Consider the following 25,364-nt stretch of genomic DNA (forward strand, 5'->3'; position numbering starts at 1 on the left):
CCATGACAGCGACGACCGACGGAAGCACCGGGGCCCTGCCGCCCCGCGCTGCCTCGGCCAGCGAAATCCAGCACGAGACGACTCCCGAGGCGGCCGGGACAGTCGAGACCCGAGACGCCGCCACGCGCGCCATGCGGCGCGCCACCGACTTCCTGCTCGCACGCCAGGACGCCGAGGGCTGGTGGAAGGGCGACCTGGAGACCAACGTCACCATGGACGCCGAGGACCTGCTGCTGCGTCAGTTCCTGGGCATCCTGGACAAGTCCACCACCCACGCCGCCGGGCTCTTCATCCGCGGCGAACAGCGCGAGGACGGCACCTGGGCCACCTTCTACGGCGGTCCCGGCGAACTCTCCACCACCATCGAGGCGTACGTCGCCCTGCGGCTGGCCGGTGACGCCCCGGACGCCCCGCACATGGCGAAGGCCTCCGCCTGGATCCGTGAGCGCGGAGGCATCGCCTCGGCCCGCGTCTTCACCCGGATCTGGCTGGCCCTGTTCGGCTGGTGGAAGTGGGAGGACCTGCCCGAACTGCCGCCCGAGCTCATCTACTTCCCGAAGTGGATGCCGCTCAACATCTACGACTTCGGCTGCTGGGCACGGCAGACGATCGTGCCGCTCACCGTCGTGTCGGCCAAGCGGCCGGTGCGGCCCGCGCCGTTCCCACTCGACGAGCTGCACACCGACGCCGGCGACCCCAACCCTGCCAAACCCCTTGCTCCCGTGGCAAGTTGGGACGGCGCCTTCCAGCGCCTCGACAAGGCCCTGCACCAGTACCGCAAGGTCGCACCGCGCATGCTGCGCCGCGCGGCGATGAACAGCGCCGCGCGCTGGATCATCGAGCGGCAGGAGAACGACGGCTGCTGGGGAGGCATCCAGCCGCCCGCCGTGTACTCGGTCATCGCCCTGCACCTGCTGGGCTACGACCTCGAACACCCGGTGATGCGCGAGGGGCTCGCGTCGCTGGACCGTTTCGCCGTGTGGCGCGACGACGGTGCCCGGATGATCGAGGCCTGCCAGTCGCCGGTGTGGGACACCTGCCTGGCGACCATCGCGCTCGCCGACGCGGGGCTGCCCGCCGATCACCCGCAGCTCGTCAAGGCCGCCGACTGGATGCTCGGCGAGGAGATCGTCCGGCCCGGCGACTGGGCGGTCAAGCGTCCCCAACTGCCGCCTGGCGGTTGGGCGTTCGAGTTCCACAACGACAACTACCCCGACATCGACGACACCGCGGAGGTCGTGCTCGCGCTGCGCCGCGTCAGGCACCACGACCCGGAGCGCGTGGAGAACGCCATCGGGCGGGGGGTCCGCTGGAACCTCGGTATGCAGTCGAAGAACGGCGCCTGGGGCGCCTTCGACGTCGACAACACCAGCTCCTTCCCCAACCGGCTGCCCTTCTGCGACTTCGGGGAGGTCATCGACCCGCCGTCCGCGGACGTCACCGCGCACGTCGTGGAGATGCTCGCCGTCGAGGGACTCGCACACGATCCGCGCACCCGCCGGGGCATCGAATGGCTGCTCGCGGAACAGGAGGCGGACGGCTCCTGGTTCGGGCGCTGGGGCGTCAACTACGTCTACGGCACGGGGTCGGTGGTCCCGGCGCTCGTGGCGGCGGGGCTGCCCGGGTCCCACCCGGCGATCCGCCGGGCCGTGGCCTGGCTCGAAACCGTCCAGAACGACGACGGCGGCTGGGGCGAGGATCTGCGCTCCTACCACGAGGCCGCCGAGTGGAGCGGTCGCGGCGCGTCCACCGCGTCCCAGACGGGATGGGCCCTGCTCGCCCTGCTGGCCGCGGGGGAGCGCGACTCCAAGGCGGTGGAGCGCGGGATCGCCTGGCTCGCGGAGACCCAGCTGTCCGACGGTTCCTGGGACGAGCCGTACTTCACCGGCACCGGCTTCCCGTGGGACTTCTCGATCAACTACCACCTCTACCGACAGGTCTTCCCCCTCACCGCACTCGGCCGCTATGTCCACGGCGAACCGTTCGCCGGGGTCCAGGGGGGTTGATGAGCGCGACGACGTCCGGACCGGCACCGCTGCTGATCGCCTGCGCGCTCGGCATCGAGCACCTCGCGCTGCGCAGCGGCGACCGGACCGGGGCCGGCGGGCCCGTCACCGTGCTGCGCACGGGCATGGGGCCCAAGGCCGCCGAACGGTCGGTCACCCGCGTCCTCGCCGACCCGGCGCTGCGCGGGGCCGCCGTCCTGGCCACCGGCTTCTGCGCGGGGCTCGCCCCCGGTATGCACCCCGGTGACCTGGTCGTCGCCGAGGAGACCCGGGACCCGCACGGCACGACCCCGTGCGTGGGCACCGACCTGCTCGTCAGGGAACTCGTGCGCGCCGTGCCGGGGCGCACCGTCCACACGGGGCCGCTCACCGGCTCCGATCACGTCGTCCGTGGTCACGAGCGGTCGGATCTGCTCACGACCGGCTCCATCGCGGTCGACATGGAGTCTGCGTCGACGCTGCTCAGCGCCGTTCGGGTGGGTGTACGCCCGGTTGCGGCCGTCCGGGTGGTCGTGGACGCTCCGGAACATGAACTCGTCCGTATCGGCACGGTGCGCGGTGGAATATCAGCTTTCCGTGTTCTTCGTGCCCTTCTTCCCGCTTTTTTTGAATGGCACCGTTCTTTGCTGCTCCCTCGGAGGTGAGCCAGATGGCCATGCCGCTTCGGCAGTCCATGAAGGTCGCTGCATACTTGTTCGAACAGAAGCTCAGGAAGCGGGACAAGTTCGCCCTGCTCGTCGAGTTGGAACCGCTTTTCGCGTGCAACCTGAAGTGCGAGGGCTGCGGAAAGATCCAGCATCCCGCGGGTGTGCTCAAGCAGCGCATGCCCGTGGCCCAGGCGGTGGGAGCGGTACTGGAGTCCGGCGCGCCGATGGTGTCCATCGCCGGCGGAGAGCCGCTGATGCACCCTCAGATCGACGAGATCGTACGGCAGCTGGTAGCGAAGAAGAAATTCGTCTTCCTCTGCACCAACGCGCTGTTGATGCGCAAGAAGATGGACAAGTTCAAGCCCTCGCCCTATTTCGCCTGGGCCGTGCACATCGACGGGCTGCGGGAGCGGCACGACGAGTCCGTGGCCAAGGAGGGCACCTTCGACGAGGCGGTCGAGGCGATCAAGGAGGCCAAGCGACGCGGCTTCCGGGTCACCACCAACTCGACCTTCTTCAACACGGACACCCCGCAGACCGTCATCGAGGTCCTCAACTTCCTCAACGACGACCTGAAGGTGGACGAGATGATGCTCTCGCCCGCCTACGCCTACGAGAAGGCCCCCGACCAGGAGCACTTCCTCGGCGTCCAGCAGACCCGGGAGCTGTTCAAGAAGGCCTTCGCCGGCGGCAACCGGCGCCGCTGGAGGCTCAACCAGAGCCCGCTCTTCCTGGACTTCCTGGAAGGCAAGGTCGATTTCCCCTGCACCGCCTGGGCGATCCCCAGCTACTCGCTCTTCGGCTGGCAGAAGCCCTGCTACCTGATGAGCGACGGGTACGTGCAGACGTACAAGCAGCTTCTGGAGGAGACCGACTGGGACGCCTACGGCCGGGGCAGGGACGAGCGGTGCGCCAACTGCATGGCCCACTGCGGCTACGAGCCGACCGCGGTGCTCGCCACCATGGGCTCCCTCAAGGAGTCCCTGCGTGCCGCCCGCGAGACCTTCACGGAAAGCCGCGGGTGACGACGTGACCGCCGTATCCCTGGGCCTCCCCGAGGTGCCGGTCCGGGCGATCGCGGAGCGCCGTGTCTCACGGCGCATCCAGGTCGGACCGGTGGCGGTCGGGGGCGGAGCACCCGTCTCGGTGCAGTCGATGACGACGACGCGTACGTCGGACGTCGGCGCCACCTTGCAGCAGATCGCGGAACTCACCGCGTCCGGCTGCCAGATCGTCCGCGTCGCCTGTCCCACGCAGGACGACGCCGACGCCCTCGCGACCATCGCCCGCAAGTCGCAGATCCCGGTGATCGCGGACATCCACTTCCAGCCCAAGTACGTGTTCGCCGCGATCGACGCCGGCTGCGCGGCGGTGCGGGTGAACCCCGGCAACATCAAGCAGTTCGACGACAAGGTGAAGGAGATCGCGCGGGCCGCGAAGGACGCGGGGACCCCGATCCGCATCGGCGTCAACGCCGGCTCGCTCGACAGGCGACTGCTCCAGAAGTACGGCAAGGCGACCCCCGAGGCGCTGGTCGAGTCGGCGCTGTGGGAGGCGTCGCTGTTCGAGGAGCACGGGTTCCGCGACATCAAGATCTCCGTGAAGCACAACGACCCCGTGGTGATGGTCAACGCCTACCGGCAGCTGGCGGCGCAGTGCGACTATCCGCTGCACCTCGGTGTGACCGAGGCCGGTCCCGCCTTCCAGGGGACCATCAAGTCGGCCGTCGCCTTCGGGGCGTTGCTGAGCGAGGGCATCGGGGACACCATCCGGGTGTCGCTGAGCGCCCCGCCGGCCGAGGAGGTCAAGGTCGGCATCCAGATCCTGGAGTCGCTCGGGCTGCGCCAGCGCCGCCTGGAGATCGTCTCGTGCCCGTCCTGCGGCAGGGCCCAGGTCGACGTGTACAAGCTGGCCGACGAGGTCACGGCCGGTCTGGAGGGGATGGAGGTCCCGTTGCGCGTCGCGGTCATGGGCTGCGTCGTCAACGGCCCCGGCGAGGCGCGGGAGGCGGACCTGGGGGTCGCCTCCGGCAACGGCAAGGGGCAGATCTTCGTCAAGGGCGAGGTCATCAAGACCGTGCCCGAGTCGAAGATCGTGGAGACCCTCATCGAGGAGGCGATGAAGATCGCCGAACAGATGGAGAACGACGGCGTCGGGTCCGGGGAACCGGCCGTCACCGTGAGTTGATCAGCACGGACCGAGAGGGGGCCCGAGCGTGACGATTCTGGAGAACATCCGGGGACCACGCGACCTGAAAGCGCTGTCCGAGGCGGAACTCGGTGAACTGGCCGAAGAGATAAGGGAGTTCCTGGTGCACGCGGTCGCCAGGACCGGCGGTCACCTGGGGCCCAATCTGGGGGTGGTGGAGCTCTCCATCGCGCTGCACCGGGCCTTCGAGTCGCCCGGTGACCGCATCCTGTGGGACACCGGCCACCAGAGCTATGTGCACAAGCTGCTGACCGGACGTCAGGACTTCTCCAAGCTGCGCGGCAAGGGCGGGCTGTCCGGCTACCCGTCGCGCGAGGAGTCCGAGCACGACGTCATCGAGAACAGCCACGCCTCCACGGCGCTCGGCTGGGCGGACGGGCTCGCCAAGGCCCGTCAGGTACAGGGGGAGAAGGGCCATGTCGTCGCCGTCATCGGAGACGGCGCGCTCACCGGCGGTATGGCGTGGGAAGCACTCAACAACATCGCCGCCGCCAAGGACCGCCCTCTGATCATCGTCGTCAACGACAACGAGCGCTCCTACTCGCCGACCATAGGCGGTCTCGCGAACCACCTCGCGACACTGCGCACGACGGACGGCTACGAGAAGGTGCTCGCCTGGGGCAAGGACGTGCTGCAGCGCACGCCCGTCGTCGGCAACACCCTCTACGAGTCGCTGCACGGCGCGAAGAAGGGGTTCAAGGACGCGTTCGCGCCGCAGGGCATGTTCGAGGACCTCGGCCTCAAGTACGTCGGGCCGATCGACGGGCACGACGTGGGCGCCGTGGAGTCCGCACTGCGCCGCGCGAAACGTTTCCACGGACCGGTGCTCATCCACTGCCTCACCGAGAAGGGCCGCGGCTACGAGCCGGCGCTCGCACACGAGGAGGACCACTTCCACACGGTCGGCGTGATGGACCCGCTCACCTGCGAGCCGCTCGCCCCCTCCAACGGGCCGTCCTGGACCTCCGTGTTCGGCGACGAGATCGCGCGGATCGGGGAGGAGCGCGCCGACGTCGTGGCGATCACGGCGGCCATGCTGCACCCCGTCGGACTCGGCAAGTTCGCCGAGCGGTTCCCCGACCGGGTGTGGGACGTCGGGATCGCCGAGCAGCATGCCGCGGTGTCCGCGGCCGGACTCGCCACCGGCGGTCTCCATCCCGTCGTCGCCGTCTACGCCACCTTCCTCAACCGCGCCTTCGACCAGCTCCTCATGGACGTCGCGCTGCATCGCTGCGGTGTCACCTTCGTCCTCGACCGGGCCGGTGTCACCGGGGTCGACGGCGCCTCGCACAACGGCATGTGGGACATGTCGATCCTCCAGGTCGTGCCGGGCCTCAGGATCGCCGCGCCGCGCGACGCCGACCAGCTGCGGGCCCAGCTGCGCGAGGCGGTCGCCGTCGACGACGCGCCGACGCTCGTCCGCTTCCCCAAGGAATCGGTCGGCCCCGCGATTCCCGCGATCGGCCACGTGGGCGGGCTGGACGTCCTGCACCGGGCCGAGGGCACACCGCAGGTCCTCCTCGTCGCCGTCGGGGTGATGGCGCCGGTCTGTCTCCAGGCCGCCGAACTCCTGGAGGCCCGCGGCATCGGCTGCACGGTCGTCGACCCGCGCTGGGTGAAGCCCGTCGACCCGTCGCTGCCCGGGCTGGCCGCCGAGCACCGGCTCGTCGCCGTCGTCGAGGACAACAGCCGGGCATCCGGGGTCGGCGCGGCGGTCGCGCTGGCGCTCGGGGACGCGGACGTCGACGTCCCGGTGCGGCGGTTCGGCATCCCGGAGCAGTTCCTCGCACACGCCAAGCGCGGTGAGGTGCTGGCCGACATAGGCCTGACGCCCGTCGAGATCGCCGGGCGGATCAGTGCCGGCCTGGCCGTCAGGGAAGAGCTCTCCAAGGAGAAACAGGAATGACCGAACCAGCGGCGAAGGGGGAGTTCGACCTCGGCGCGCTCCTCGCCGAACGCGGCGCCGAGCGCTACGAGCTGCACGGCAAGTACCTGAACCACCAGCTTCCCCGGATGCTGCACACCATCGGCTTCGACAAGGTCTACGAGCGCGCCGAAGGGGCGCACTTCTGGGACGCGGACGGCAACGACTACCTGGACATGCTCGCCGGCTTCGGGGTGATGGGCCTGGGCCGCCATCACCCCGTGGTCCGCCAGGCGCTGCACGACGTCCTGGACGCCTCGCTCGCCGACCTGACCCGCTTCGACTGCCAGCCGCTGCCGGGCCTGCTCGCGGAGCGGCTGCTCGTCCACAGCCCGCACCTGGACCGGGTGTTCTTCGGCAACAGCGGTACGGAGGCGGTCGAGACCGCGCTGAAGTTCGCCCGCTACGCCACCGGGAAGCCGCGGGTCCTCTACTGCTCGCACGCCTTCCACGGGCTGACCACCGGCTCGCTGTCGGTGAACGGCGAGGACGGTTTCCGCGACGGCTTCGCACCGCTGCTTCCCGACACGGCCGTCCCGCTCGGCGACCTCGACGCGCTGGCCCGGGAGCTGAAGAAGGGCGACGTCGCCGCGCTGATCGTCGAGCCCATCCAGGGCAAGGGCGTCCACGAGGCGCCGCCCGGCTACCTGCGCGCCGCCCAGGAGCTGCTTCACCAGCACAAGGCACTGCTCATCGCCGACGAGGTGCAGACCGGGCTCGGGCGGACCGGGGACTTCTACGCGTACCAGCACGAGGAGGGGGTCGAGCCCGACCTGGTGTGCGTGGCCAAGGCCCTGTCCGGCGGATATGTGCCGGTGGGCGCCACCCTCGGCAAGGACTGGATCTTCAAGAAGGTCTACTCGTCCATGGACCGGGTCCTCGTCCACTCGGCGAGCTTCGGGGCGAACGCGCAGGCCATGGCGGCGGGGCTCGCGGTCCTGTCCGTCATGGAGAACGAGCAGATCGTGGCCAACGCACGCGCCACGGGGGAGCAGCTGAAGTCCCGGCTCGGCGCGCTCGTCGACCGGTACGAACTGCTCGGTGACGTACGCGGCCGGGGGCTGATGATCGGCATCGAATTCGGGCGCCCCAGGTCGCTGAAGCTGCGCAGCCGCTGGACCATGCTGCAGGCCGCCCGCAAGGGGCTGTTCGCCCAGATGGTGGTCGTGCCGCTGCTGCAACGGCACCGCATCCTCACACAGGTCTCGGGCGATCATCTGGAGGTGATCAAACTGATCCCGCCGCTGATCATCGACGAGCGGGACGTGGACCGCTTCGTGGAGGCCTTCACCGCGGTGATGGACGACGCGCACAGCGGCGGCGGCCTGATGTGGGACTTCGGCAAGACGCTGGTGAAGCAGGCCGTCGCCAACCGCTAGGGGGCGTCGTCGCCGCCCCGTGCCGGGCACCCCGTACCGGGGCGGGCTCTCTCGACGGGCCCGCCGCCGGTGCGCGGGCCAGGTCGAGCAGGGTTTGCCTCAGAGGCAAGAAATTTGCCCCAGAGGTAACAGTGCGGCTCAATGGAGGGCATGAACCCTGTCGAGGGTAGCGACCCTTCCGCTCCGCAAGCGGCAGAGGGGCCTGCCGCCGAGCTCCCCGCCGTTGCGCCCCAGCTGCGCGAACTGCGCCGCCGTGCCGCCCTGACGCTGGAGGCCGCGTCCCGCGCGGCCGGGCTCTCACCCGCCCATCTCTCCCGTCTGGAGACCGGGCAGCGCCAGCCCTCGCTCCCGATGCTGCTCGCGCTCGCCCGTGTCTACGGTACGACGGTTTCCGAGCTCCTCGGCGAGACGGTCGCCGAGCGGCACGCGATCGTGCGCGCCGCCGACATGGAGCCGACACCGGCCGGCGGCTGGACGTACTGGCAGGCCGGAGCCCCGGGCCGCGGCATGCAGGCCCTGCGGGTGCACGTCCCGCACGGCTCGCAGGGCGACATCGTGCGCGTCCACCCCGGCGAGGAGTGGCTGTACGTCCTCACCGGGCGACTGAGACTGCGCCTCGGGGACACCGCGCACATGCTCGCGCCGGGGGACAGCGCGCACTTCGACTCGCTCACCCCGCACCGGATCGCCGCCGCCGACCCCGGTGGGGCCGAGCTCCTTTTCGTACACACCCTGCTTCAGAGTCCGACCGCCGCGCTGTGCCTCGGCCCGGTGGCGGGACACCTCACCCCGGGAGAGCTGTCATGACCGAACCCACTCCGACCGGTCCCCGTAAGTCCATGGAGGAGAAGTTCCCCCGTGCGCTGTGGGTGCGGCTGATCATCTACGTCGCCGTCGGCCACCTCTTCGCGGCCTTCATCTACCTGCTCTTCACGCTGGGCGCGCAGGGCCAGTAGGCGTGCCGGGCCGGCGGGCGTCCGGAGGGCCGGCCCAGGGCCGCGTCAGTCCAGCAGGCGCTCGCGCAGGCGGTCCCGCACCTCCGGGGTGACCCGCAGCGCCTGTTCCAGGTAGGTGTCGACGCCGCCCTAGGTCTCCTCGATCGTCTCGAAGGCCGCCGTGAGGTACTCGGCGCGCGCGTCGAACAGGGGGCTGAGCAGTTCCATGACCTCCGGGGAGTACGCGGAGGGGGAGGAACTGCTGCGGTGCACCTTGTAGCGGCGGTGCTTGGCGTTCGACTCCAGGTAGTCGGCGACGATCGCGTCGCGCTCGACACCGAGGGCGAGGAGCGTCACGGCTATGGACAGGCCCGCGCGGTCCTTGCCCGCCGCGCAGTGCATCAGCGCGGGCACGCTGTCCTCGGCCAGCGCGTGCAGCACCTGGGAGTGCTCCGTCGTGCGCTCCTTGATGATCGTGCGGTAGGAGACGACCATCCGGTTCGCGGCCTTGCCGTCCGAGAGGATCGAGCGCAGCTGGTCGAGGTCGCCGTCACGGACCATCTTCCAGAACTCGGCGCCGTCGGCCGGGTCGGTGAGCGGCAGGTTCACGTTCCGCACGCCCGGGAGGTCGACGTCGGGGCCCTCCAGCTTCTGGTCCGAGGCGTTGCGGAAGTCGAAGATCGTGTGCAGGCCCAGCGAGGAGAGGAACGTGGCGTCCTTCTCGGTCGCGTGCGCGAGGTGGCCGCTGCGGAACAGCCGCCCCTGCTTCACCCGCCGGCCGTCGACGGTGGGCAGGCCGCCCACGTCCCGGAAGTTGCGCACTCCGGCCAGCTCGGGCTCGGTCGACGGGACCTGCTGCGTCACGTGGACTCCTCACATTCGGCCGCCGGCGCCGCCCAGGTCCTGCCCGGTGGCGTGTGTCGACGGGTTGCGCTCTCGACCATACGACATGGGTTCCTGAGGCAATGAGTTGTCCACAGGCGTTGCCCGCGGGGCACGGCCGCCGGGAGCATGTCGGTGTCTGATCGGGGCCGTTCGGATCTGTGGGGGACCGATGATCGAGACCGGCGCGGACGGTCGCACCTGGCTGCTCTCGGGGCCGACGAGCAGCTACGCACTGCGGCTCACCGACCTCGACGAACTGCTCCACCTGCACTGGGGCCCGCGGATCTCGCTGGCCGACGCCGAATCGCTGGCCGCGCTGCCCGCGCCGCCGTACCGGCCCTTCGAGTCGCTGCTCGACGGCCGTGAGGAGTACCCCGTCGAGGGCGGGCCCCGCTTCGTGCGCCCCGCCCTCTCCGTGCGGACCGCGGAACGCCGGGGGACCGAGTGGCGGTTCGAGGGGGTTGGTGAAACGGGTCACGGGCACGGAGACGACGAGCTGGCGCTGCGCTTCGCGGACTCCGGGCTCCGCATCACGCTGCGCTACCGCATGCGCGGCGACGTCGTCGAACGCTGGGCCGCCCTGGACAACGACGGGCCCGCCGTGGAGCTGCTGCGCGCCGACTCGGCGACCTGGACGCTGCCCGAGCGCGACGGCTGGCGGCTGTCCCAGCTGCACGGCCGGTGGGCGGCCGAGTCCCGGCTGGTGCGCTCCCCCCTCACCTACGGGGAGAAGGTCATAGGCAGCCGGCGCGGCCACACCGGGCACCAGCACCTGCCCTGGGTCGCGCTGGACAGCGAGGCCACCGAGGAGAGCGGCGAGGTGTACGGGTGCGCCCTCGGCTGGTCGGGGTCCTGGCGGATCGCCGTGGCCCAGCTGCCCGACGCCCGGGTGCAGATCACCGGCGGCGCGGGGTACGACGACTCGGGGCTGCTGCGCCTGGAAGCGGGGGAGTCCTTCACCACCCCGGTCTTCGCCGGGCTCTGGAGCGACGGAGGCTTCGGCGGGGCGAGCCGGACCTGGCACGCCTACCAGCGGGAGCACGTCGTCCCGGACGCCGGCCGGGACCGCCCGGTGCTCTTCAATTCCTGGGAGGCCACCACCTTCGACATCGCCGAGGACCAGCAGATGGCGCTGGCGCGGCGGGCCGCGGAGATGGGTGTCGAGCTGTTCGTGGTCGACGACGGCTGGTTCGGCGCGCGCACCGGCGACCGGGCCGGGCTCGGCGACTGGACGCCCAACCCGGACCGTTTCCCCGCGGGGCTCAAGCCGCTCGCCGACCATGTCCACGCACTCGGCATGCAGTTCGGGATCTGGGTCGAACCGGAGATGGTCAATCCGGACAGCGAGCTGTACCGCGCGCACCCGGACTGGGTCCAGTTCCAATACGGGCGAACCAGGACGGAGTACCGCAATCAACTCGTACTCAACCTGGCCCGGCGCGACGTCGAGGAGCACCTGTGGGAGCAGCTCGACCGGCTGCTCTCCGGCGCGCCGGTCGACTATGTGAAGTGGGACTTCAACCGCTGCTTCACGGACGCGGGTTGGCCCGGCGAGTCCTATCCGCAGAAACTGTGGGTCGAGCACGTGCGGGCCCTGTACGCCCTCCTCGACCGGCTGCGGGCCGCGCACCCCGGTGTCGCCTTCGAGTCCTGCTCCGGCGGTGGCGGCAGGATCGACCTCGGCATCATGGCCCGTACGGACCAGGTGTGGACCTCGGACAACACCGACCCGCTCGACCGGCTCGCCATCCAGTACGGCATCAGTCAGATCCACCCCGCACGGATCATGGCCGCCTGGGTCACCGACAGCCCGAACACCCAGCTCAACGGCCGGGTCAGCTCACTGCGTCTGCGGTTCGTGAGCGCCATGGCCGGAGTCCTCGGCATCGGTGGGGACCTGTCCGCGTGGAGCGAGGCGGAACTCGCCGAGGCCCGGGAATGGGTCGGCCTCTACAAAGAGATCCGCCCCGTCGTGCAGCGGGGGGACCTCTACCGTCTGCGCCCTCCGGAGGGAGGTCTGAGCGCCGTGCAGTACGTCCACGACGACGAGACGGTGGTGCTCGCCTGGCTCCAGGCCCAGCGGTACGGCGAGCCGGCGGCTCCGCTCCGGCTGCGCGGACTCGACCCGACGCAAGCCTACGAGTGCCGTGAAACGGGCGAAATCCATCGAGGTGCGGTGCTGCTGCACCACGGACTGCGGACGGGCCTGCGAGGAGACCTCGATGCCGCAGTCATCCGGTTACGTCGCATATGACCGTTCTGCCGGAATCGGGACCTTCGTTCCAACTGGCCCTGGATTAGGGCGCCGTGCGGTGGGCCGCGTGAGCAGCGTCATATTCGTGACGATGCGTCGCGGCCCGCTTTTCGCAACGCGCCCGTATCCACGGGCTGGTTGAGCGGGAGAAAAGATCATCTCTTCACGGAGTGTGACGGGCATTTCCGACATGGATCAAGAAAGGTGGGCACGCGAAAAAATCACCTGCTTGTGGCTGCGCTCTCGTCTCGCTTACGTTCGCCCTCACTCCGGACGGACGCCCAATCCTGCCGCCGGCCGGAATCCGCACACAGACCCGCACACGGCAGGAGCGGGGGACCCAAGGTTCCATGCCTGTTCCGGGGTCTCCGGAACGGCTCGGGGTACAGCCACGCCGACGCGTGGCCGGGCATCTCCAGCCCGCACCCGACAGCTCACCTCGCAGGCGCCGGAGAGGAACTCGTCATGCCCGCGAAGGGTAAGCACCGCCGTCCCAAGTCCCCCCGCTTCGCCCGCTCGATCGCCGTCGCCGGAACCGGTGGCGCCGCACTCGCGCTGCCCCTGCTGGGTGCCACGGGCGCCCATGCCGCGACCCCCGCCGCCGCCGTCGCGCAGAAGGCGGGCAAGGTCGTGACCGCCGCTCCCGTCGCGGCGGAGAAGGTCGCCGGGACCAAGACCTACCGCGTCAAGGCCGGCGACTATCTCTCGAAGATCGCCGCCGAGCAGAGCGTCCGCGGTGGCTGGAAGAAGCTGTACTCCGACAACCGCTCGGCCATCGGCGGCGACCCGGCGCTGGTCCACCCGGGTCTGAAGCTGACGATCGGCGCGAAGGCCGTGTCCGGTGGCGCCACCCAGTCGTCCGCCCCGGCCGCGAAGACCGAGAGCGCCCCGGCCGCGAAGGCCGACAACGCCCCCGCGCCCCAGGTCGCCGCGAAGAGCTCCTCCGGCTACACGCTGCCGGTCGCGGGCGGCAGCGTCGGCACCTCCTACAAGGTGGCGGGCAGCATGTGGTCCAGCGGTTACCACACCGGCGTGGACTTCGTGGTCCCGACCGGCACCACCATCAAGTCCATCGCCGCCGGAACCGTCGTCTCCGCCGGCTGGGGCGGCGCCTACGGCAACCAGGTCGTCATCCAGCACGCCGACGGCAAGTACTCCCAGTACGCCCACATGTCGGCCCTGTCCGTGTCGGCGGGCCAGACCGTGACCCCCGGCCAGCAGATCGGCCTCTCCGGCGCGACGGGCAACGTCACCGGACCGCACCTGCACTTCGAGATCCGTACCACGCCGAACTACGGCTCGGACGTGGACCCGGTCGCCTACCTGCGCTCGCACGGTGTCGCCGTCGGCTGACACCTCCCGCAGTCCCCGGCGCCCGCCGCTTCCTGCCGCGGACGCCGGGTCCCGCTCCTGACGGCGGGACCCGACGTCCACCAGGCAGGACCGCCTCCGAAGGCCGGACCCCCGATCCCCGGGGGCCGGCCTTCGGTGCGTCGACACGTCAACACGGCGCCACCGGTGCCGGATTGCGGCCCTCCGGGTGCGGACTCGGTCAACGCTCCTGATCAGGGCCCTATTCCGGATTGACCAATACTTGACGAGTGTCTTATCTCACCATCCGTCAACCCTTCCTTACGGTCGCGTAGCTCACATCGAAAGGTGAATCATGGTCCGACGTGGCAGACGATTCGAAGAGTGACAACAGATCAGTGATCGGGTCGTACGTGGCGGTGGGGGACAGCTTCACCGAGGGCGTCGGCGACCCCGGTCCGGACGGGGCCTTCGTGGGCTGGGCCGACCGCTTCGCGGTGCTCCTCGCGGACCGGCGCGCCGAGGGCGACTTCAACTACACCAATCTCGCCGTGCGCGGGAAACTGCTCGACCAGATCGTCGCGGACCAGCTCGGGCGCGCCAAGGAACTCGCCCCGGACCTGGTCTCCTTCTGCGCGGGCGGCAACGACATCATCCGGCCCGGCACCGACCCCGACGAGGTCGCGGAGCGCTTCGAGCGTGCGATCGCCGACCTCACCTCCGCCGTCGGAACCGTCATGGTGACCACCGGCTTCGACACCCGTGGCGTGCCGGTGCTCAAGCACCTGCGCGGCAAGATCGCCACGTACAACGGACACGTGCGTGCCATCGCGGACCGCTACGGCTGCCCCGTGCTCGACCTCTGGTCCCTCAAGACGGTTCAGGACCGCCGTGCCTGGGACGGCGACCGGCTGCACCTCTCGCCCGAGGGGCACACCCGGGTGGCGCTCCGCGCCGGTCAGGTCCTCGGTCTCGACGTGCCGGCCGACCCGGACCAGCCCTGGCCGCCGCTGCCGCCCCGCGGCACGCTCGAAGTGCGGCGCGACGACATCCACTGGGCACGCGAGTACCTGGTCCCGTGGATCGGGCGCCGGCTGCGCGGCGAGTCGTCGGGAGACCATGTGGCCGCCAAGGGCGCCCTCTCCCCGGACGACATCAAGATGCGCATAGAGGCGGTCGCCTGAGCGGCGCCGACGCCGGCGGGCTCCCCCGCGGGCGGCTCGACCAGTGAGGTGACAGCGCGGGAGTGGCGTGGGGCGGAGCGCGGCACGCGGTGCTGGGATGACCGCGAACCGCCCCCCGTCCCGAGGGGCGGGGCCCGAAGGAGACCTCCATGCCCGCCCGTCGCGTGTCCACCGCACTCGCCGTGACCCTCCTCGCCCTCGCCCTCCCGCAGGCCGCCGCGGCCCCCGCCCTCGCGCTGGAGGCCCGCCCCGGAGCCGCCGCCGAGTCCACCCCGTCCACGGTCACCGTCACCGGACAGGGCAGCGCCACCGCCGCACCGGACGTCGCCGTCCTCGGTGTGGGCGTCGCGGCCACCGCGAGGACGGCGAAGGAGGCGCTCGCCGCACAGACCAGCGCGTCGAACGCCCTGCTCACCGCCGTGCGCGCCCAAGGCGTGGCGGAACGGGACATCCGCACCGAGAGCCTCTCGCTGTCGCCGGTCCACGAGATCCACGACGGGACCTCCGAGTCGACCGGCTACGAGGCGGCGCAGTCGTTCTCGGTGAAGGTCCGGGACATCGCCGCCACGGGCAGGGTCCTCCAGGCGGTCACGGACGCGACCGGCGACGCGGGCCGCATCCAGTCCGTCGTCTTCGACGTGGCCGACCCCGGCCCGCTGCACACCGCCGCCCGCGAGGCCGCGTACGAGGACGCGCACGAGAAGGCACTCCAGTACGCGCGCCTCGGCGGCCACCGGCTCGGCCGCCTGGTGTCCCTCACCGAGGACGGCGGCGGCGAGTCCCGTCCGGTACCGATCGCGGCGGCGGCCTTCGGCCAGGGCGGGACGGTGCCGGTCGCGCCCGGGGAGATCCGGGACACGATCACGGTCACGGCGGTGTACGAACTCGGCTGAGCCGGCGCCGAGGACCGCTCGGCCCGGACCGCTCCGACAAGGACGCCGTGGCCGGCGCGCTCAGGGCGCGTCGTGCGCCCAGGGGGGCGCGGACCCGCGACCCCTCCCGAAGGGGGCGGGACTCACCGCACCGCTGCCACCAACGCGGCCCGCTCCAGGCCGAGTTCGCGAGCCAGGGCCTCGTCCACCCACTCATGGGTGCGCGCCCGTGACACCGCGCCCGCGTACGCCGTCATCTGCACGGCCAGACCGTCCAGCAGCGCGGTGAGCCGCAGGGCCGCGCCGGTCGGGTCCGGGCAGTGGAACTCGCCCGCGGCCACGCCCTCCGCGATCACCTCGGTGAGCGCCGCCTTCCACTGCTTGTCGAGGTCACGCGTGACCTCCCGCAGCGCGGGCTCGCGCAGCGCGGCGGCCCAGCCCTCGATCCACAGCCGCCAGCCCTTGGCCTGCCCGGTCGGCGCGTACCAGCGCACCGCGGTCCGCAGCCGGCGCAGCGCGGTGGTGCGCCGGCCCAGCAGTTTGCGCAGATGGGCGAGGTCGTCCTCGGCCGCGTAGGTGAAGGCCGCGGCGACCAGCTTCTCCTTCGTCGAGAAGTGGTACAGCACCAGCGCGTTGCTCACCCCGAGCGCCGAGGCCACATCGGCGATCCGCACCGCCGCCACACCCCGCGCCTCGATCTGCTCGACGGCGGCCCGCAGCAACTCCTCGCGCCGCTCCGCCACGCTCAACCGCACTCTCGCCACGCCGCAACCCTAGTCCCTCGCCCCCGGTGATGCGGGCGCAGGGCGGCATTGCGGGGCCCCTTCAGTGGCATCGCGGGGCCCCTTCAGGACTACGAACGCGACATCCGCGGCGGGGCGTCCGCCCGCCCCGGCGCCCGCACCACGGGCCCGTGGGCCCGCCCGGCGGGCCGATGTCGGACCCCTTGACACCGTCGCGCGGCGGGGACCACAGTACGGCAACTACTGACTGTCCATTCAGTCAGTAGGCGTGTGTCAAGGCGATGTGTGACCCGTCCGTACGTCCCCGTAGCGCCGCAGGAGTCCACCGTGACCCAAGCACCGAGCACCCCGATGCCCCGGCCCGAACCCGACCTGCCCGACCTCTCCGAGGGCTGGGGCGAACAGCGTTCCCGACTACGCAAGGACCTGCGCCGACTCGACGTGCTGTTCTTCCTCATCTGCACCCTCGTCGGCCTCGACACGATCGGCTCGGTCGCCGCCCAGGGGCCGGAGGGCCTGACCTGGATGGCGATCCTCGCGCCGGCCTTCTTCCTTCCGTACGGCCTGCTCGTCGCCGAACTCGGCTCCGCCTTCCCGGTGCAGGGCGGCCCGTACGTCTGGACGCGCCTCGCCTTCGGACGGCTGGCGGCCGGCGTCAACCAGCTCCTGTACTGGATCTCCAACCCCGTATGGGTCGGCGGCAGTCTGTGCATCATCGCGCTGACGACCTGGGAGGAGTTCTTCACCCCGCTGCCCGGGCTCTGGAAGTACGCGGCCGGGATGCTGTTCATCTGGGGCGGCGCCCTCGCGGTCGTCCAGTCGGTGCGGATCGGCAAGTGGGTGCCGATCGCCGGAGCCGTGGCCCGCATCGTCCTGCTCGGCTTCTTCCTCGTCTCCGTCGCGGTGTACGCGGTCCGGCACGGCGTCCACGCCCTGCCCGCCGGTGACTTCACCCCCACGTACACCGGATTCGTCGCCCTCGTGCCCGTCCTGATCTTCAACTACGTCGGCTTCGAACTGCCCAGCTCGGCGGCCGAGGAGATGCGGAACCCGCGGCGCGACATACCGCTGTCCATCCTGCGCTCCGGGCTGGCCGCGCTGCTGCTCTACGGCGGTCCCATCCTCGGCATCCTCTTCGTCCTGCCGGGCGAACGGATCGGCAGCCTCGGCGGGTTCATCGACGCCTGCAAGGCCGTGTTCACCGTCTACGGAGGCTCGATCGCCGCGGACGGCACCGTCACGCTGACCGGGGCCGGTGCGGTCTTCGGCGGCGTCGCGGCGGCAGGACTCGTCGTCGGTCTGCTCACGTCCGGCGTCACCTGGGCCATGGGCGCCCACCGGGCGCAGGCGGTGGCCTGCGCGGACGGCGCGGGACCGGCCTGGCTCGGACACATCTCGGAGAAGCACGGCACACCGGTCCGGGTGAACCTGCTCTCCGCCGTCCTCGCCTCGGTCCTCTTCGTGGTCGCCCTCGACCTCACGGGCGGCGACGGCGAGAAGTACTTCGCGGCGGGCCTCGGCCTCACCATCTGCACGACGTTCATCTCGTACGTGATCACCTTCCCGAGCCTCGCCGTGCTGCGCCGCAAGTACCCCTCGGTTCCCCGGCCGTACTCGGTGCCGGGCGGGCTGTTCGGCGCCCGGCTGGTCAGCGCGCTGGCCACCGTGTTCGTGGCCTTCACGGTGGTGGTGCTCGTCTGGCCCGGCTTCGGTGTCGGCTGGTTCGGCACGGCGGGCAGTGCCGCGGACTCGCTCCCCGAGTCGTTCGCGGGGCAGCGGCTGCAGTACACGCTCAGCCAGGTGGTGCCGCTCGTGCTGTTCGTGGCCATCGGGCTCGCCTGCTACGCGGCGGGCGCGCGGACCCGGCGGGAGAAGGGCTAGGGGGTCGCCGGAACCGGCCGACCGGGGCGGGACCGGCCGGTGCGCGTCGGGCGAGCCGCCGGAACCGACCGAACCCGGCCCGAACCCGGTCCGGCCCGGTCCGGCCGGTTCCGGCGGCTCCGCGTGATCAGTCGACGAACTGGTAGTCGGCCTTGATACGGCCGTCCTCGCCGAGGACGAGGAACTCCAGGCCGCCGCCCGTCGCCCGGTTCTCACCCCGGTCGAAGGACTCCCAGCGGAACGTGACGACGTCCCGGAGCACGCGGGCGGGCTCCTGGATCCTGAAGAGGTACGTCCCCGGGGCCACGAACTCCTCGTACGCGCGGGTCACGCGCGCGTGCAGTTCCTCGTGGCCGCGGGCCTCCAGGACGGCGGTGCCGAAGCCCAGGGCCACCGCCCGGTCGTGCATCTCCTGCGGAGGGCGGAGGACGTGCAGGCCGTCCTCCGCCCACAGGTCGTGGACGGTCTTGCGGCGGATCTCGGGGTCGGGCTCGTTCCAGACGCCGATGTAGCGCTCGATCAGGTCCTGCGCGTCGAAGGCGGGCATGATGCTCCTCGTGCGGGTCGGTGCGCCGGCCGCGCTGTCCGTGGCGGCCGGCGGGTTCTCGTGATGTCACCGACTCTGCTCGGGGCCCGCCCCCGCCTCAATTCCCGGCAGGGAATGGCCGTTCGGCCAGGACTCCGTGGGCGTCCAGGGCGATCGCCCCGCCCGGGTGCGCCAGCAGCGGGTTGACCTCCAGCTCGGCGAGCTCGGGATGCTCGGCGGCGGCTCGGGCCACCGCGCACACGGCGTCCGCGACGGCCCGGAGGGACACGGCCGACGCACCGCGCCAGCCGGTCAGCAGGGGTGCGTGCCGCAGTTCGGCGAGCAGGGCACGCGCGCGTGCGGCCGTCAGCGGCGCCGGCGCGAGCGCCGTGTCGGCCAGCAGCTCCGCCGTGACGCCTCCCATGCCCACCATCGCGACGGGACCGAAGGCCGGGTCCCGGCGCACCCCGACGATCAGCTCATGGGCGTGCGCGGGCGCCACCATGGCCTCGACGGCGTAGCGGCCGGCACCGGTGGCGGTCCGCATCCGCCGGAACGCTCCACGCAGGCCGTCCGCGTCGGCGAGGCCGAGTGCCACCCCGCCCGCCTCGGTCTTGTGGGCCGGGCCCATCGCCTTGAGCACCACCGGGAACCCGATGCCGCGCGCCGCGGCGACCGCCTCGTCGGCGGACGTGACGAAACAGGCCTCGGGGAAGCGGAGTCCGTGCGAGGACAGGAGCGCGCGGACGGTCTCGTAGGAACCGTCGGGCACCGGGGGCGCGACCGGGGGCGGATCCTGAAGTGCCTCCGGGGCCGCCCACGGCGCCCTCAGACGGGCGACTCCGGCGAGTGCCGTCGCCGCCTGCTCGATGCGTTCGTACACGGGCACACCGCGCCCGCGCAGCACCGCCAGCGCGGCCGTGTCCCGGGCCATGGTGTGCACGAGCAGGGCACGGCCCGACGCGTCGGCGGCGTCGGCCAGTTCACCCGCGACCTCGCACTCCCGCCCGGCCTGGGCCGGGTTGGCGCTCGCGTAGTCCCCGAAGTACCCGGTGAGGACGACCGCGTCGGCGTCCCCGCCGTGGAGCAGAGCACGGGCCACCCGCGCGTAGGTACCCAGATCGGCCTCGCCGGCGCCCGCGAGGTCGACGGGGTTGAGACGGCCGGCCCCGGGCGGCAGCACCGCCGACACCTCGCGCGCCGTGCGCGCGGACAGCCGGGGCACGTCGAGGCCGCGTACGGCGCACGCGTCGGCGGCGAGAGCGCCCTGACCGCCGCTGTCGCCCACGACGGCGACCCGGTACGCGTGCGTGCCGGATCGGCGAGCGGCCCCCGACAGGAGGCACACCGCCGTGTCGACCAGTTCGCCCGCCGAGTCCAGCAGCAGGGCGCCCGCGTCCCGGCACACCGCGGCGACCGTGGCGTACGGGCTCACCAGCGCGCCGGTGTGGGAGGCGGCGGCGCTCGCCGAGGCCGCGCTCCGGCCGACCGTCAGCAGGAGCACCGGCTTGCCGGCCTCGTGCGCGGCCGCGAGGACGCGGGCGAGGCGGCGCCCGTCGCGGAAGTCCTCGACATACGCGGCGATGACGCGCGTCGGCTCATGGGCGACCAGGGCCTCCAGCGCGTCCGCCACGTCGATGTCGCGCTGGTTGCCCAGCGAGACGAAGCGGGAGAAGCCCTGCCCCGCGCGTGCGAGGAGACGGCCGATCTCCAGGGCGAGGTTCCCGCTCTGCGACACCAGACCGACGCCTCCCACCGGGAACTCGCCCCAGCTGAGCCTGAGTTGCGTGCTCGCATCGACAAGTCCCATGCAATTGGGGCCCAGCAGTCGGGCCCCGCCACCGGTCACCAGTTGGGCGAGCGCCCGCTCCTCGGAGCTGCCGCCGCCCGCGCTGATGACGGTGAAACAGCGGGCGCCGACGGCGAGTCCCTCCACGACGACGGCCCGTACCGACGGGGCGGGCACCGCCACGACGACATGCTCCGGTACGTCGGCCAGGCCGGTCAGACCGGGCCGGAACGGCACTCCGTCCAGGCTGCCGCCGCGCCGGTTGACCAGGTGCACCGACCGGCGGCCACGGCCCGACAGGGCCCCCTTCGCCAGCCAGTAACCCCACTTCTCGGGGTCGCGGGACGCGCCGACCACGGCGACGGAGGCCGGGTCGAAGAGGGCGGCCAACGGCGCCTTTGCCGTCATCCGTACCACCCGAAGCGTTCGGCGATCACCGGCAGTCGCTCGGTGACGATGGCGTGCGCGGCGGCCCGCGGCGTCGTCCCGTCGGCCTCGGCGCGGGCCAGCATCTGGTCGATCAGGGCGCGCATGGAACGCCGTGTGTACGTGAACGCCTCGTCCGCGTCGGCTCCGATGTCGCCGAACAGCGTCCACCACCACCAGGCATTCGTACCGGAGTTGACGACGACGTCCGGGAGGACGGTGACCCCGCGCGCGGCGAGCGACTCCTCCGCCTCCGGCAGCACGGGCATGTTGGCCGCCTCGACGATCCAGCGCGCGGTGATCCGCCGCTGGTTCGCGCCGTCGATCGCGTACGAGACGGCCGCGGGCACCAGGACCTCCGCGTCGACGGACAGCCAGGCGTCGCCCGGCAGTTCACGGTCGACGGGCCGCAGCGCGGAGCGGTCGACCGTCCCGTACACGTCCCTGGCCGCGAGGAGCGCCTCCACGTCGAGGCCCTCGGGGTTGGCGATCGTGCCCTTGACGTCGGCGACGGCCACCACGCGCAGCCCCGCGCGGGACAGGAAGCGCGCCGTGGCGCCGCCCATGGTGCCGAGCCCCTGCACGGCCACCCGCGTGCCCGCGTACGGCACCCCCGCGCGGTCCAGCGCCGCGAGCACCGACTCCGCGACACCGCAGCCGCCCACCAGCTCGTCGAGCCCGATGCCGTCGACCTCGACCGCGAAGGCGTCCGCGAGCCGTCGCCGGGCCGTGGCCTCGTCGTCGAGCAGCGGATACACGGCCTGGATGGAGGAGACCAGCCCCGCCTCCTCGACGGCACGGTCGACCAGGTCCTGGGTGAGGCCGAGGTCCTCACCGGTGGTCCAGAAGCGCTCGATGTACGGGCGCATGGCGCGCAGGTAGCGCACCAGGATGCTGTACGCCGCCGGGTCCTGGGGGTCGCAGTCGATGCCGCCCTTCGCGCCGCCCAGCGGGACGTAACGCCCCTCCGGGTTGTAGTGCAGCGCTTCCTTCATGGTCATGCCGCGGGCGAGCCCGGCGACCTCGTCCAGCGTGCATCCCGGGCGCATGCGGAGGCCGCCGCTGGAGACGCCTCGCACCAGCCGGTCGACCACGAGGAAACCCTGGCGGCCGGTGACGTGGTCCGTCCAGGTGAGTGACAACAGAGGGGCGGTCATGGGGTCTCCTCGGGGATGGTGATCAGGGTGGGGCCGGGGGTGCGCAGTGCCTCGGTGAGCGCGGTCGTCAGCTCCTGCGGGTCACGCACGCGCGTGCCCTGCCCTCCGTAGGAGCGGGCCAGGGCAGGCAGGTCGACCGGCGCGAGATCCACCGCGGTGGGGGTGTCGCCCCGTGCGGCCATCTCGTCGCGGATCTCTCCGTAGCCGCCGTTGTCGAACACCAGCACCGGCAGGGGAAGCCCGAGCTGCGCCGCGGTCGCCAGTTCCTGCGCCGTGAACTGGAGGCCACCGTCGCCGCTGAGCGCCACCACCTGGCGATCGGGGCACGCCACCTTGGCGCCGATCGCCGCGGGCAGAGCGTAGCCGAGCGTGCCGAAGCCGGTCGGGTGAAGATAGCGGCCCTCGGGGCCCAGCGGGAGGTGGGGGAGGGCTCCGTAGTAGCAGCACTGGGCGCTGTCCGAGGTGACGACCGCGTCGTCCGCGAGGACGGCACGGACCGCCCGCAGATACGGCAGCCACCGGGCGTCGCGTGCGGAGGTCTCGGCGTCGCGGGCCGCTCGCAGGAGCCGCGCCGCGCGGGCGGGCTCCGTGTCGTCGGGGACCGCTGCGACTCGCTCCGGGGCGTCCGGCACCGGGACGGGCACGCCGTCCGCCGGCCGGCGGGTGTCCCCTTCGAAGGCCGGGGAGTACGCCGGTTCTCCGCCGACGGGCACGCGTGCGTGCCCGCCAGAGGCGGAGAGCAGCGCCGTCACCTCGGACAGCAGCGCGCGCAGGCAGGCCTGTGCGTCGCCGACGACCTCCACGTCGGCGGCCGCACCGGCGTACATCTGGTCCGGGTCCATGTCGACACGGATCAGCGTGCCGCCCAGGGCCGGGGGCGGGGACCACAGGTCGGACTCGGCGAGCTCGGTCCCCACCGCCAGCACGACGTCACACGCCGCCAGCCACCCCTGGACGGACCGGCTGTGCAGCGAGACGCCGAGGGACAGCGGGTGGCGCTCGGGGACGATCCCCTTGCCGTTGGCCGTCGTGACGACGGGCGCGCCGAGCCGCTCGGCGAGCGCGAGAACCGACGCGGACGCCGCGCGTGCCCCGCCGCCGAGGACGAGCGCCGGACGGCGTGCCGAGGCCAGCACGTCGGCGGCCCTTCGTACGGCTTCCGCGCCGGGCACGGCGGGCGCGACGGCCGGGGCGACGCGTACCGGCCCGGTCTCCTCGGCGGTTTCCAGCAGGTCCAGCGGCACCTCGATGTGCACGGGGCGGGGCCGCCGCGCGGTGAAGAGCGTGAAGGTCCGTGCCACGGCCGCGTCGATCTCCGCCACCGAGGAGACCCGGTGGCTGAACGCCGCCACCCCGCGCATCGCCTCGGTCTGGCTGCGCATCTCGTGCAGCAGACCGGTCGCCAGCCGGGGGTGGCGCAGGGGCATCCCCGGCGACACGACCAGCAGCGGCACGCTGTCGGAGTACGCCTGCCCCACGGCGGCCGCGGCGTTCAGCAGCGCGGGCCCGGTCGTCGTGATCACCACGCCGGGTCGCCCGGTCACGCGCGCGTACCCGTCGGCGGCGTACCCGGCGCCCTGCTCGTGGCGCGGCAGGGTGTGCCGGATGCCGTACGCGGCCAGGTGGCGGTAGATCTCCAGGTTGTGCGTCCCGGGGATGCCGAAGACGTGGGTCACGGCGTGCGCGGACAGGGCCCGGACGAGCGCCTCGCCGCCGGTGAGGCGGACGGGTGCCTCGCCGCCGCGGACCGGGACGGGCGCTGCGCCGCCGGTGACGCCGACGGGTGCCTCGCCCTCGCGGACGGGGACGGGCGCCGCGCCGCCGGTGACGCCGCCGGGGGCCTGGCCGTCGCTGAGGGGTCCGGTCATCACAGGCTCCGCGAGACGACGAGCCGCATGATGTCCGAGGTCCCCTCCTCGATCTCCTCCAGCTTGGCGTCGCGCATCCACTGCTCGACCGGATACTCCCGTGAGTAGCCCCAGCCGCCGAGCGTCTGGACGGCGGCCCAGGTGCACCAGGCGGCGGTCTCGGACGCCGTCAGCTTGGCCATCGCCGCCTGCGCGGTCGCGTCCAGGCCGGCGTCGAGGCGCTTGGCGGCCCGCCAGGTCATCAGCCGGGCCTGCTCCACGCGCGTGCGCATGTCGGCGAGGCGGAAGGCGACCGCCTGATGCTCGATGATCGGCCTGCCGAACTGTCGGCGCGTGCGAGCGTAGTCGCGCGCGTACTCGTACGCCGCCCGCGCCACCCCGGTCGCCGCCGCACCGAGGACCGTGCGGGAGATGTCGAAGGTGCGCATCAGCCCGCGGAAACCCTCGCCCTCCCCGCCGAGCCGGTGCTCGGCGGGGACGTGCGCGTCGTCGAGGAACATCTCGCGGCAGACGATGGCGCGCTGCCCCATCTTGCGCATGGGCTCCCCGAAGGAGACGCCCTCGGTGTCCTTGCGGAGCAGGAACGCGGTGACCCCGTCGGCGCGGCGCGCGGGGTCGGTCTTGGCGAAGACGACGTACTGCTCCGCCTCGCCGGCGTTCGAGATCCACGCCTTCTGGCCGTTGAGGCGGTATCCGGTGCCGGTGCGGTGCGCCGTGGTGACGATGGAAGCGGCGTCGGAGCCCGCTCCCGGCTCCGTGGTCGCCAGCGCGGTCATGGGGGTGCCGGGGCCCGTGAGCGGCGTCAGCCACTCCCGCTTCTGCTCCTCGGTGCCGAGTTCCACGACGGGATCGGCGAAGAAGCCGTTCGAGCAGAGCAGATTCCCGATGCCCAGGTCACCGACGCACAGCTCCTCCTGCACCAGGACCTGGGTGAACACGTCGGTGAAGCCGCCACCGCCGAACTCCTCGGGCAGCATGAAGCCGGTGATCCCGACCTCGGCGGCCTTGCGCCACAGGTCCCACGGCGTCTCGACGTCGGCCTCGTCGACCGCGCGGGCCCGCGGACGGATCTCGTCCCGCGCGAAGGAACGCGTCAGCTCCACGATGTCGCGCTGCTGCGCGCTGAGCGGGACCAGCTCGGTGGGGAGGTCGGACATGGTGCCTCCAGATGCGGACGGGGCGACGGGGCCGGGGCCGGGGGTGATCGCGGGACCCGAGGACCTCAGGACCGGGGATCGCGGGGACGCGGCGGACGATTACTGAATCGTCAGTCAGTATCGGAAGCGACCTCGTGCCGTGTCAACGTACTGAACGATGAATCAGTAAAAGACGTCCTCGCGTCCCTGGGCGGGGGGCGGTGCGGCGGGAG

General features: G+C 72.0%; 19 protein-coding genes, 1 pseudogene and 1 riboswitch. Of the genes and pseudogenes, 13 read left to right on the top strand and 7 right to left on the bottom strand.

Annotation, left to right across the window (positions count from 1 at the left end; translation table 11 throughout):
- The first annotated feature begins 2 nt into the window (after positions 1 to 2).
- The 8 genes from shc (at position 3) to BKI49_RS32610 (ending at position 9,120) form a co-directional block, all read left to right on the top strand.
- On the top strand, positions 3 to 2,006 hold the full coding sequence (shc, locus tag BKI49_RS32575; protein ID WP_095937882.1) for a squalene--hopene cyclase: 2,004 nt from the start codon (positions 3 to 5) through the stop codon (positions 2,004 to 2,006).
- Positions 2,006 to 2,650 (top strand): phosphorylase family protein, encoded by a 645-nt coding sequence (locus BKI49_RS32580; protein ID WP_095937883.1) that lies wholly within the window; start codon positions 2,006 to 2,008, stop codon positions 2,648 to 2,650. Before shc ends, BKI49_RS32580 begins: the two co-directional genes overlap by 1 nt.
- Before the next feature lie 5 nt (positions 2,651 to 2,655).
- Positions 2,656 to 3,678, top strand: coding sequence for an adenosyl-hopene transferase HpnH (gene hpnH, locus BKI49_RS32585; RefSeq protein WP_028798885.1), 1,023 nt, complete (start codon positions 2,656 to 2,658; stop codon positions 3,676 to 3,678).
- A 4-nt stretch (positions 3,679 to 3,682) separates the two neighbouring features.
- A complete protein-coding gene (gene ispG / locus BKI49_RS32590) occupies positions 3,683 to 4,840 on the top strand; it encodes a flavodoxin-dependent (E)-4-hydroxy-3-methylbut-2-enyl-diphosphate synthase (protein WP_095937884.1) in 1,158 nt (385 codons plus the stop codon).
- A 28-nt stretch (positions 4,841 to 4,868) separates the two neighbouring features.
- Positions 4,869 to 6,767, top strand: coding sequence for a 1-deoxy-D-xylulose-5-phosphate synthase (gene dxs, locus BKI49_RS32595; RefSeq protein WP_095937885.1), 1,899 nt, complete (start codon positions 4,869 to 4,871; stop codon positions 6,765 to 6,767).
- Complete coding sequence (locus tag BKI49_RS32600) at positions 6,764 to 8,164, top strand: aspartate aminotransferase family protein (RefSeq protein ID WP_095937886.1); 1,401 nt, start codon at positions 6,764 to 6,766, stop codon at positions 8,162 to 8,164. Before dxs ends, BKI49_RS32600 begins: the two co-directional genes overlap by 4 nt.
- A 150-nt stretch (positions 8,165 to 8,314) precedes the next feature.
- The gene (locus tag BKI49_RS32605; RefSeq protein ID WP_095937887.1) at positions 8,315 to 8,971 is read left to right on the top strand and encodes a helix-turn-helix domain-containing protein; all 657 of its coding nucleotides are present in this window, start codon (positions 8,315 to 8,317) and stop codon (positions 8,969 to 8,971) included.
- The gene (locus BKI49_RS32610) at positions 8,968 to 9,120 is read left to right on the top strand and encodes a DUF6126 family protein (RefSeq protein WP_234020594.1); all 153 of its coding nucleotides are present in this window, start codon (positions 8,968 to 8,970) and stop codon (positions 9,118 to 9,120) included. Before BKI49_RS32605 ends, BKI49_RS32610 begins: the two co-directional genes overlap by 4 nt.
- A 45-nt stretch (positions 9,121 to 9,165) precedes the next feature.
- On the opposite strand, the pseudogene BKI49_RS32615 reads toward BKI49_RS32610, so the two are convergent.
- Positions 9,166 to 9,963 (bottom strand): annotated as a pseudogene (locus BKI49_RS32615) (tyrosine-protein phosphatase).
- Between the two features lie 190 nt (positions 9,964 to 10,153).
- Here BKI49_RS32615 and BKI49_RS32620 point away from each other — a divergent pair.
- The 4 genes from BKI49_RS32620 (at position 10,154) to BKI49_RS32635 (ending at position 15,626) form a co-directional block, all read left to right on the top strand.
- Positions 10,154 to 12,238, top strand: coding sequence for an alpha-galactosidase (locus tag BKI49_RS32620; RefSeq protein WP_095937888.1), 2,085 nt, complete (start codon positions 10,154 to 10,156; stop codon positions 12,236 to 12,238).
- 307 nt (positions 12,239 to 12,545) lie between these two features.
- A riboswitch (cyclic di-AMP (ydaO/yuaA leader) is annotated at positions 12,546 to 12,699 on the top strand.
- A gap of 4 nt (positions 12,700 to 12,703) precedes the next feature.
- A complete protein-coding gene (locus BKI49_RS32625; RefSeq protein WP_095937889.1) occupies positions 12,704 to 13,591 on the top strand; it encodes a M23 family metallopeptidase in 888 nt (295 codons plus the stop codon).
- Between the two features lie 356 nt (positions 13,592 to 13,947).
- Positions 13,948 to 14,733, top strand: a complete 786-nt coding sequence (locus tag BKI49_RS32630) for an SGNH/GDSL hydrolase family protein (protein ID WP_028798877.1) — start codon at positions 13,948 to 13,950, stop codon at positions 14,731 to 14,733.
- 149 nt (positions 14,734 to 14,882) lie between these two features.
- Positions 14,883 to 15,626, top strand: a complete 744-nt coding sequence (locus tag BKI49_RS32635; protein WP_095937890.1) for an SIMPL domain-containing protein — start codon at positions 14,883 to 14,885, stop codon at positions 15,624 to 15,626.
- A 122-nt stretch (positions 15,627 to 15,748) separates the two neighbouring features.
- On the opposite strand, the gene BKI49_RS32640 is transcribed toward BKI49_RS32635, so the two are convergent.
- On the bottom strand, positions 15,749 to 16,369 hold the full coding sequence (locus BKI49_RS32640) for a TetR/AcrR family transcriptional regulator (protein ID WP_095937891.1): 621 nt from the start codon (positions 16,367 to 16,369) through the stop codon (positions 15,749 to 15,751).
- A gap of 306 nt (positions 16,370 to 16,675) precedes the next feature.
- Between BKI49_RS32640 and BKI49_RS32645 the strand changes: the two genes are divergently transcribed.
- On the top strand, positions 16,676 to 18,229 hold the full coding sequence (locus tag BKI49_RS32645) for an APC family permease (protein WP_095937892.1): 1,554 nt from the start codon (positions 16,676 to 16,678) through the stop codon (positions 18,227 to 18,229).
- Positions 18,230 to 18,356: 127 nt separating this feature from the next.
- On the opposite strand, the gene BKI49_RS32650 is transcribed toward BKI49_RS32645, so the two are convergent.
- From BKI49_RS32650 to BKI49_RS32670, 5 genes are all read right to left on the bottom strand, one after another.
- A complete protein-coding gene (locus tag BKI49_RS32650) occupies positions 18,357 to 18,776 on the bottom strand; it encodes a hypothetical protein (protein ID WP_095937893.1) in 420 nt (139 codons plus the stop codon).
- Between the two features lie 97 nt (positions 18,777 to 18,873).
- Positions 18,874 to 20,952 (bottom strand): acetate--CoA ligase family protein, encoded by a 2,079-nt coding sequence (locus tag BKI49_RS32655; protein ID WP_179332658.1) that lies wholly within the window; start codon positions 20,950 to 20,952, stop codon positions 18,874 to 18,876.
- Positions 20,949 to 22,127: a glutamate dehydrogenase gene (locus BKI49_RS32660; protein ID WP_095937895.1), complete on the bottom strand. Its 1,179-nt coding sequence runs from the start codon at positions 22,125 to 22,127 to the stop codon at positions 20,949 to 20,951. The genes BKI49_RS32655 and BKI49_RS32660 overlap by 4 nt, the downstream gene beginning before the upstream one ends.
- Positions 22,124 to 23,995, bottom strand: coding sequence for a thiamine pyrophosphate-dependent enzyme (locus BKI49_RS32665; protein ID WP_095937896.1), 1,872 nt, complete (start codon positions 23,993 to 23,995; stop codon positions 22,124 to 22,126). Before BKI49_RS32665 ends, BKI49_RS32660 begins: the two co-directional genes overlap by 4 nt.
- Positions 23,995 to 25,152, bottom strand: coding sequence for an acyl-CoA dehydrogenase family protein (locus tag BKI49_RS32670; RefSeq protein ID WP_095937897.1), 1,158 nt, complete (start codon positions 25,150 to 25,152; stop codon positions 23,995 to 23,997). The genes BKI49_RS32665 and BKI49_RS32670 overlap by 1 nt, the downstream gene beginning before the upstream one ends.
- Positions 25,153 to 25,364: the final 212 nt, after the last annotated feature.

The sequence above is a fragment of the Streptomyces sp. Tue6028 genome, assembly GCF_002300165.1.
Taxonomy (GTDB): Bacteria; Actinomycetota; Actinomycetes; order Streptomycetales; family Streptomycetaceae; genus Streptomyces; species Streptomyces siamensis.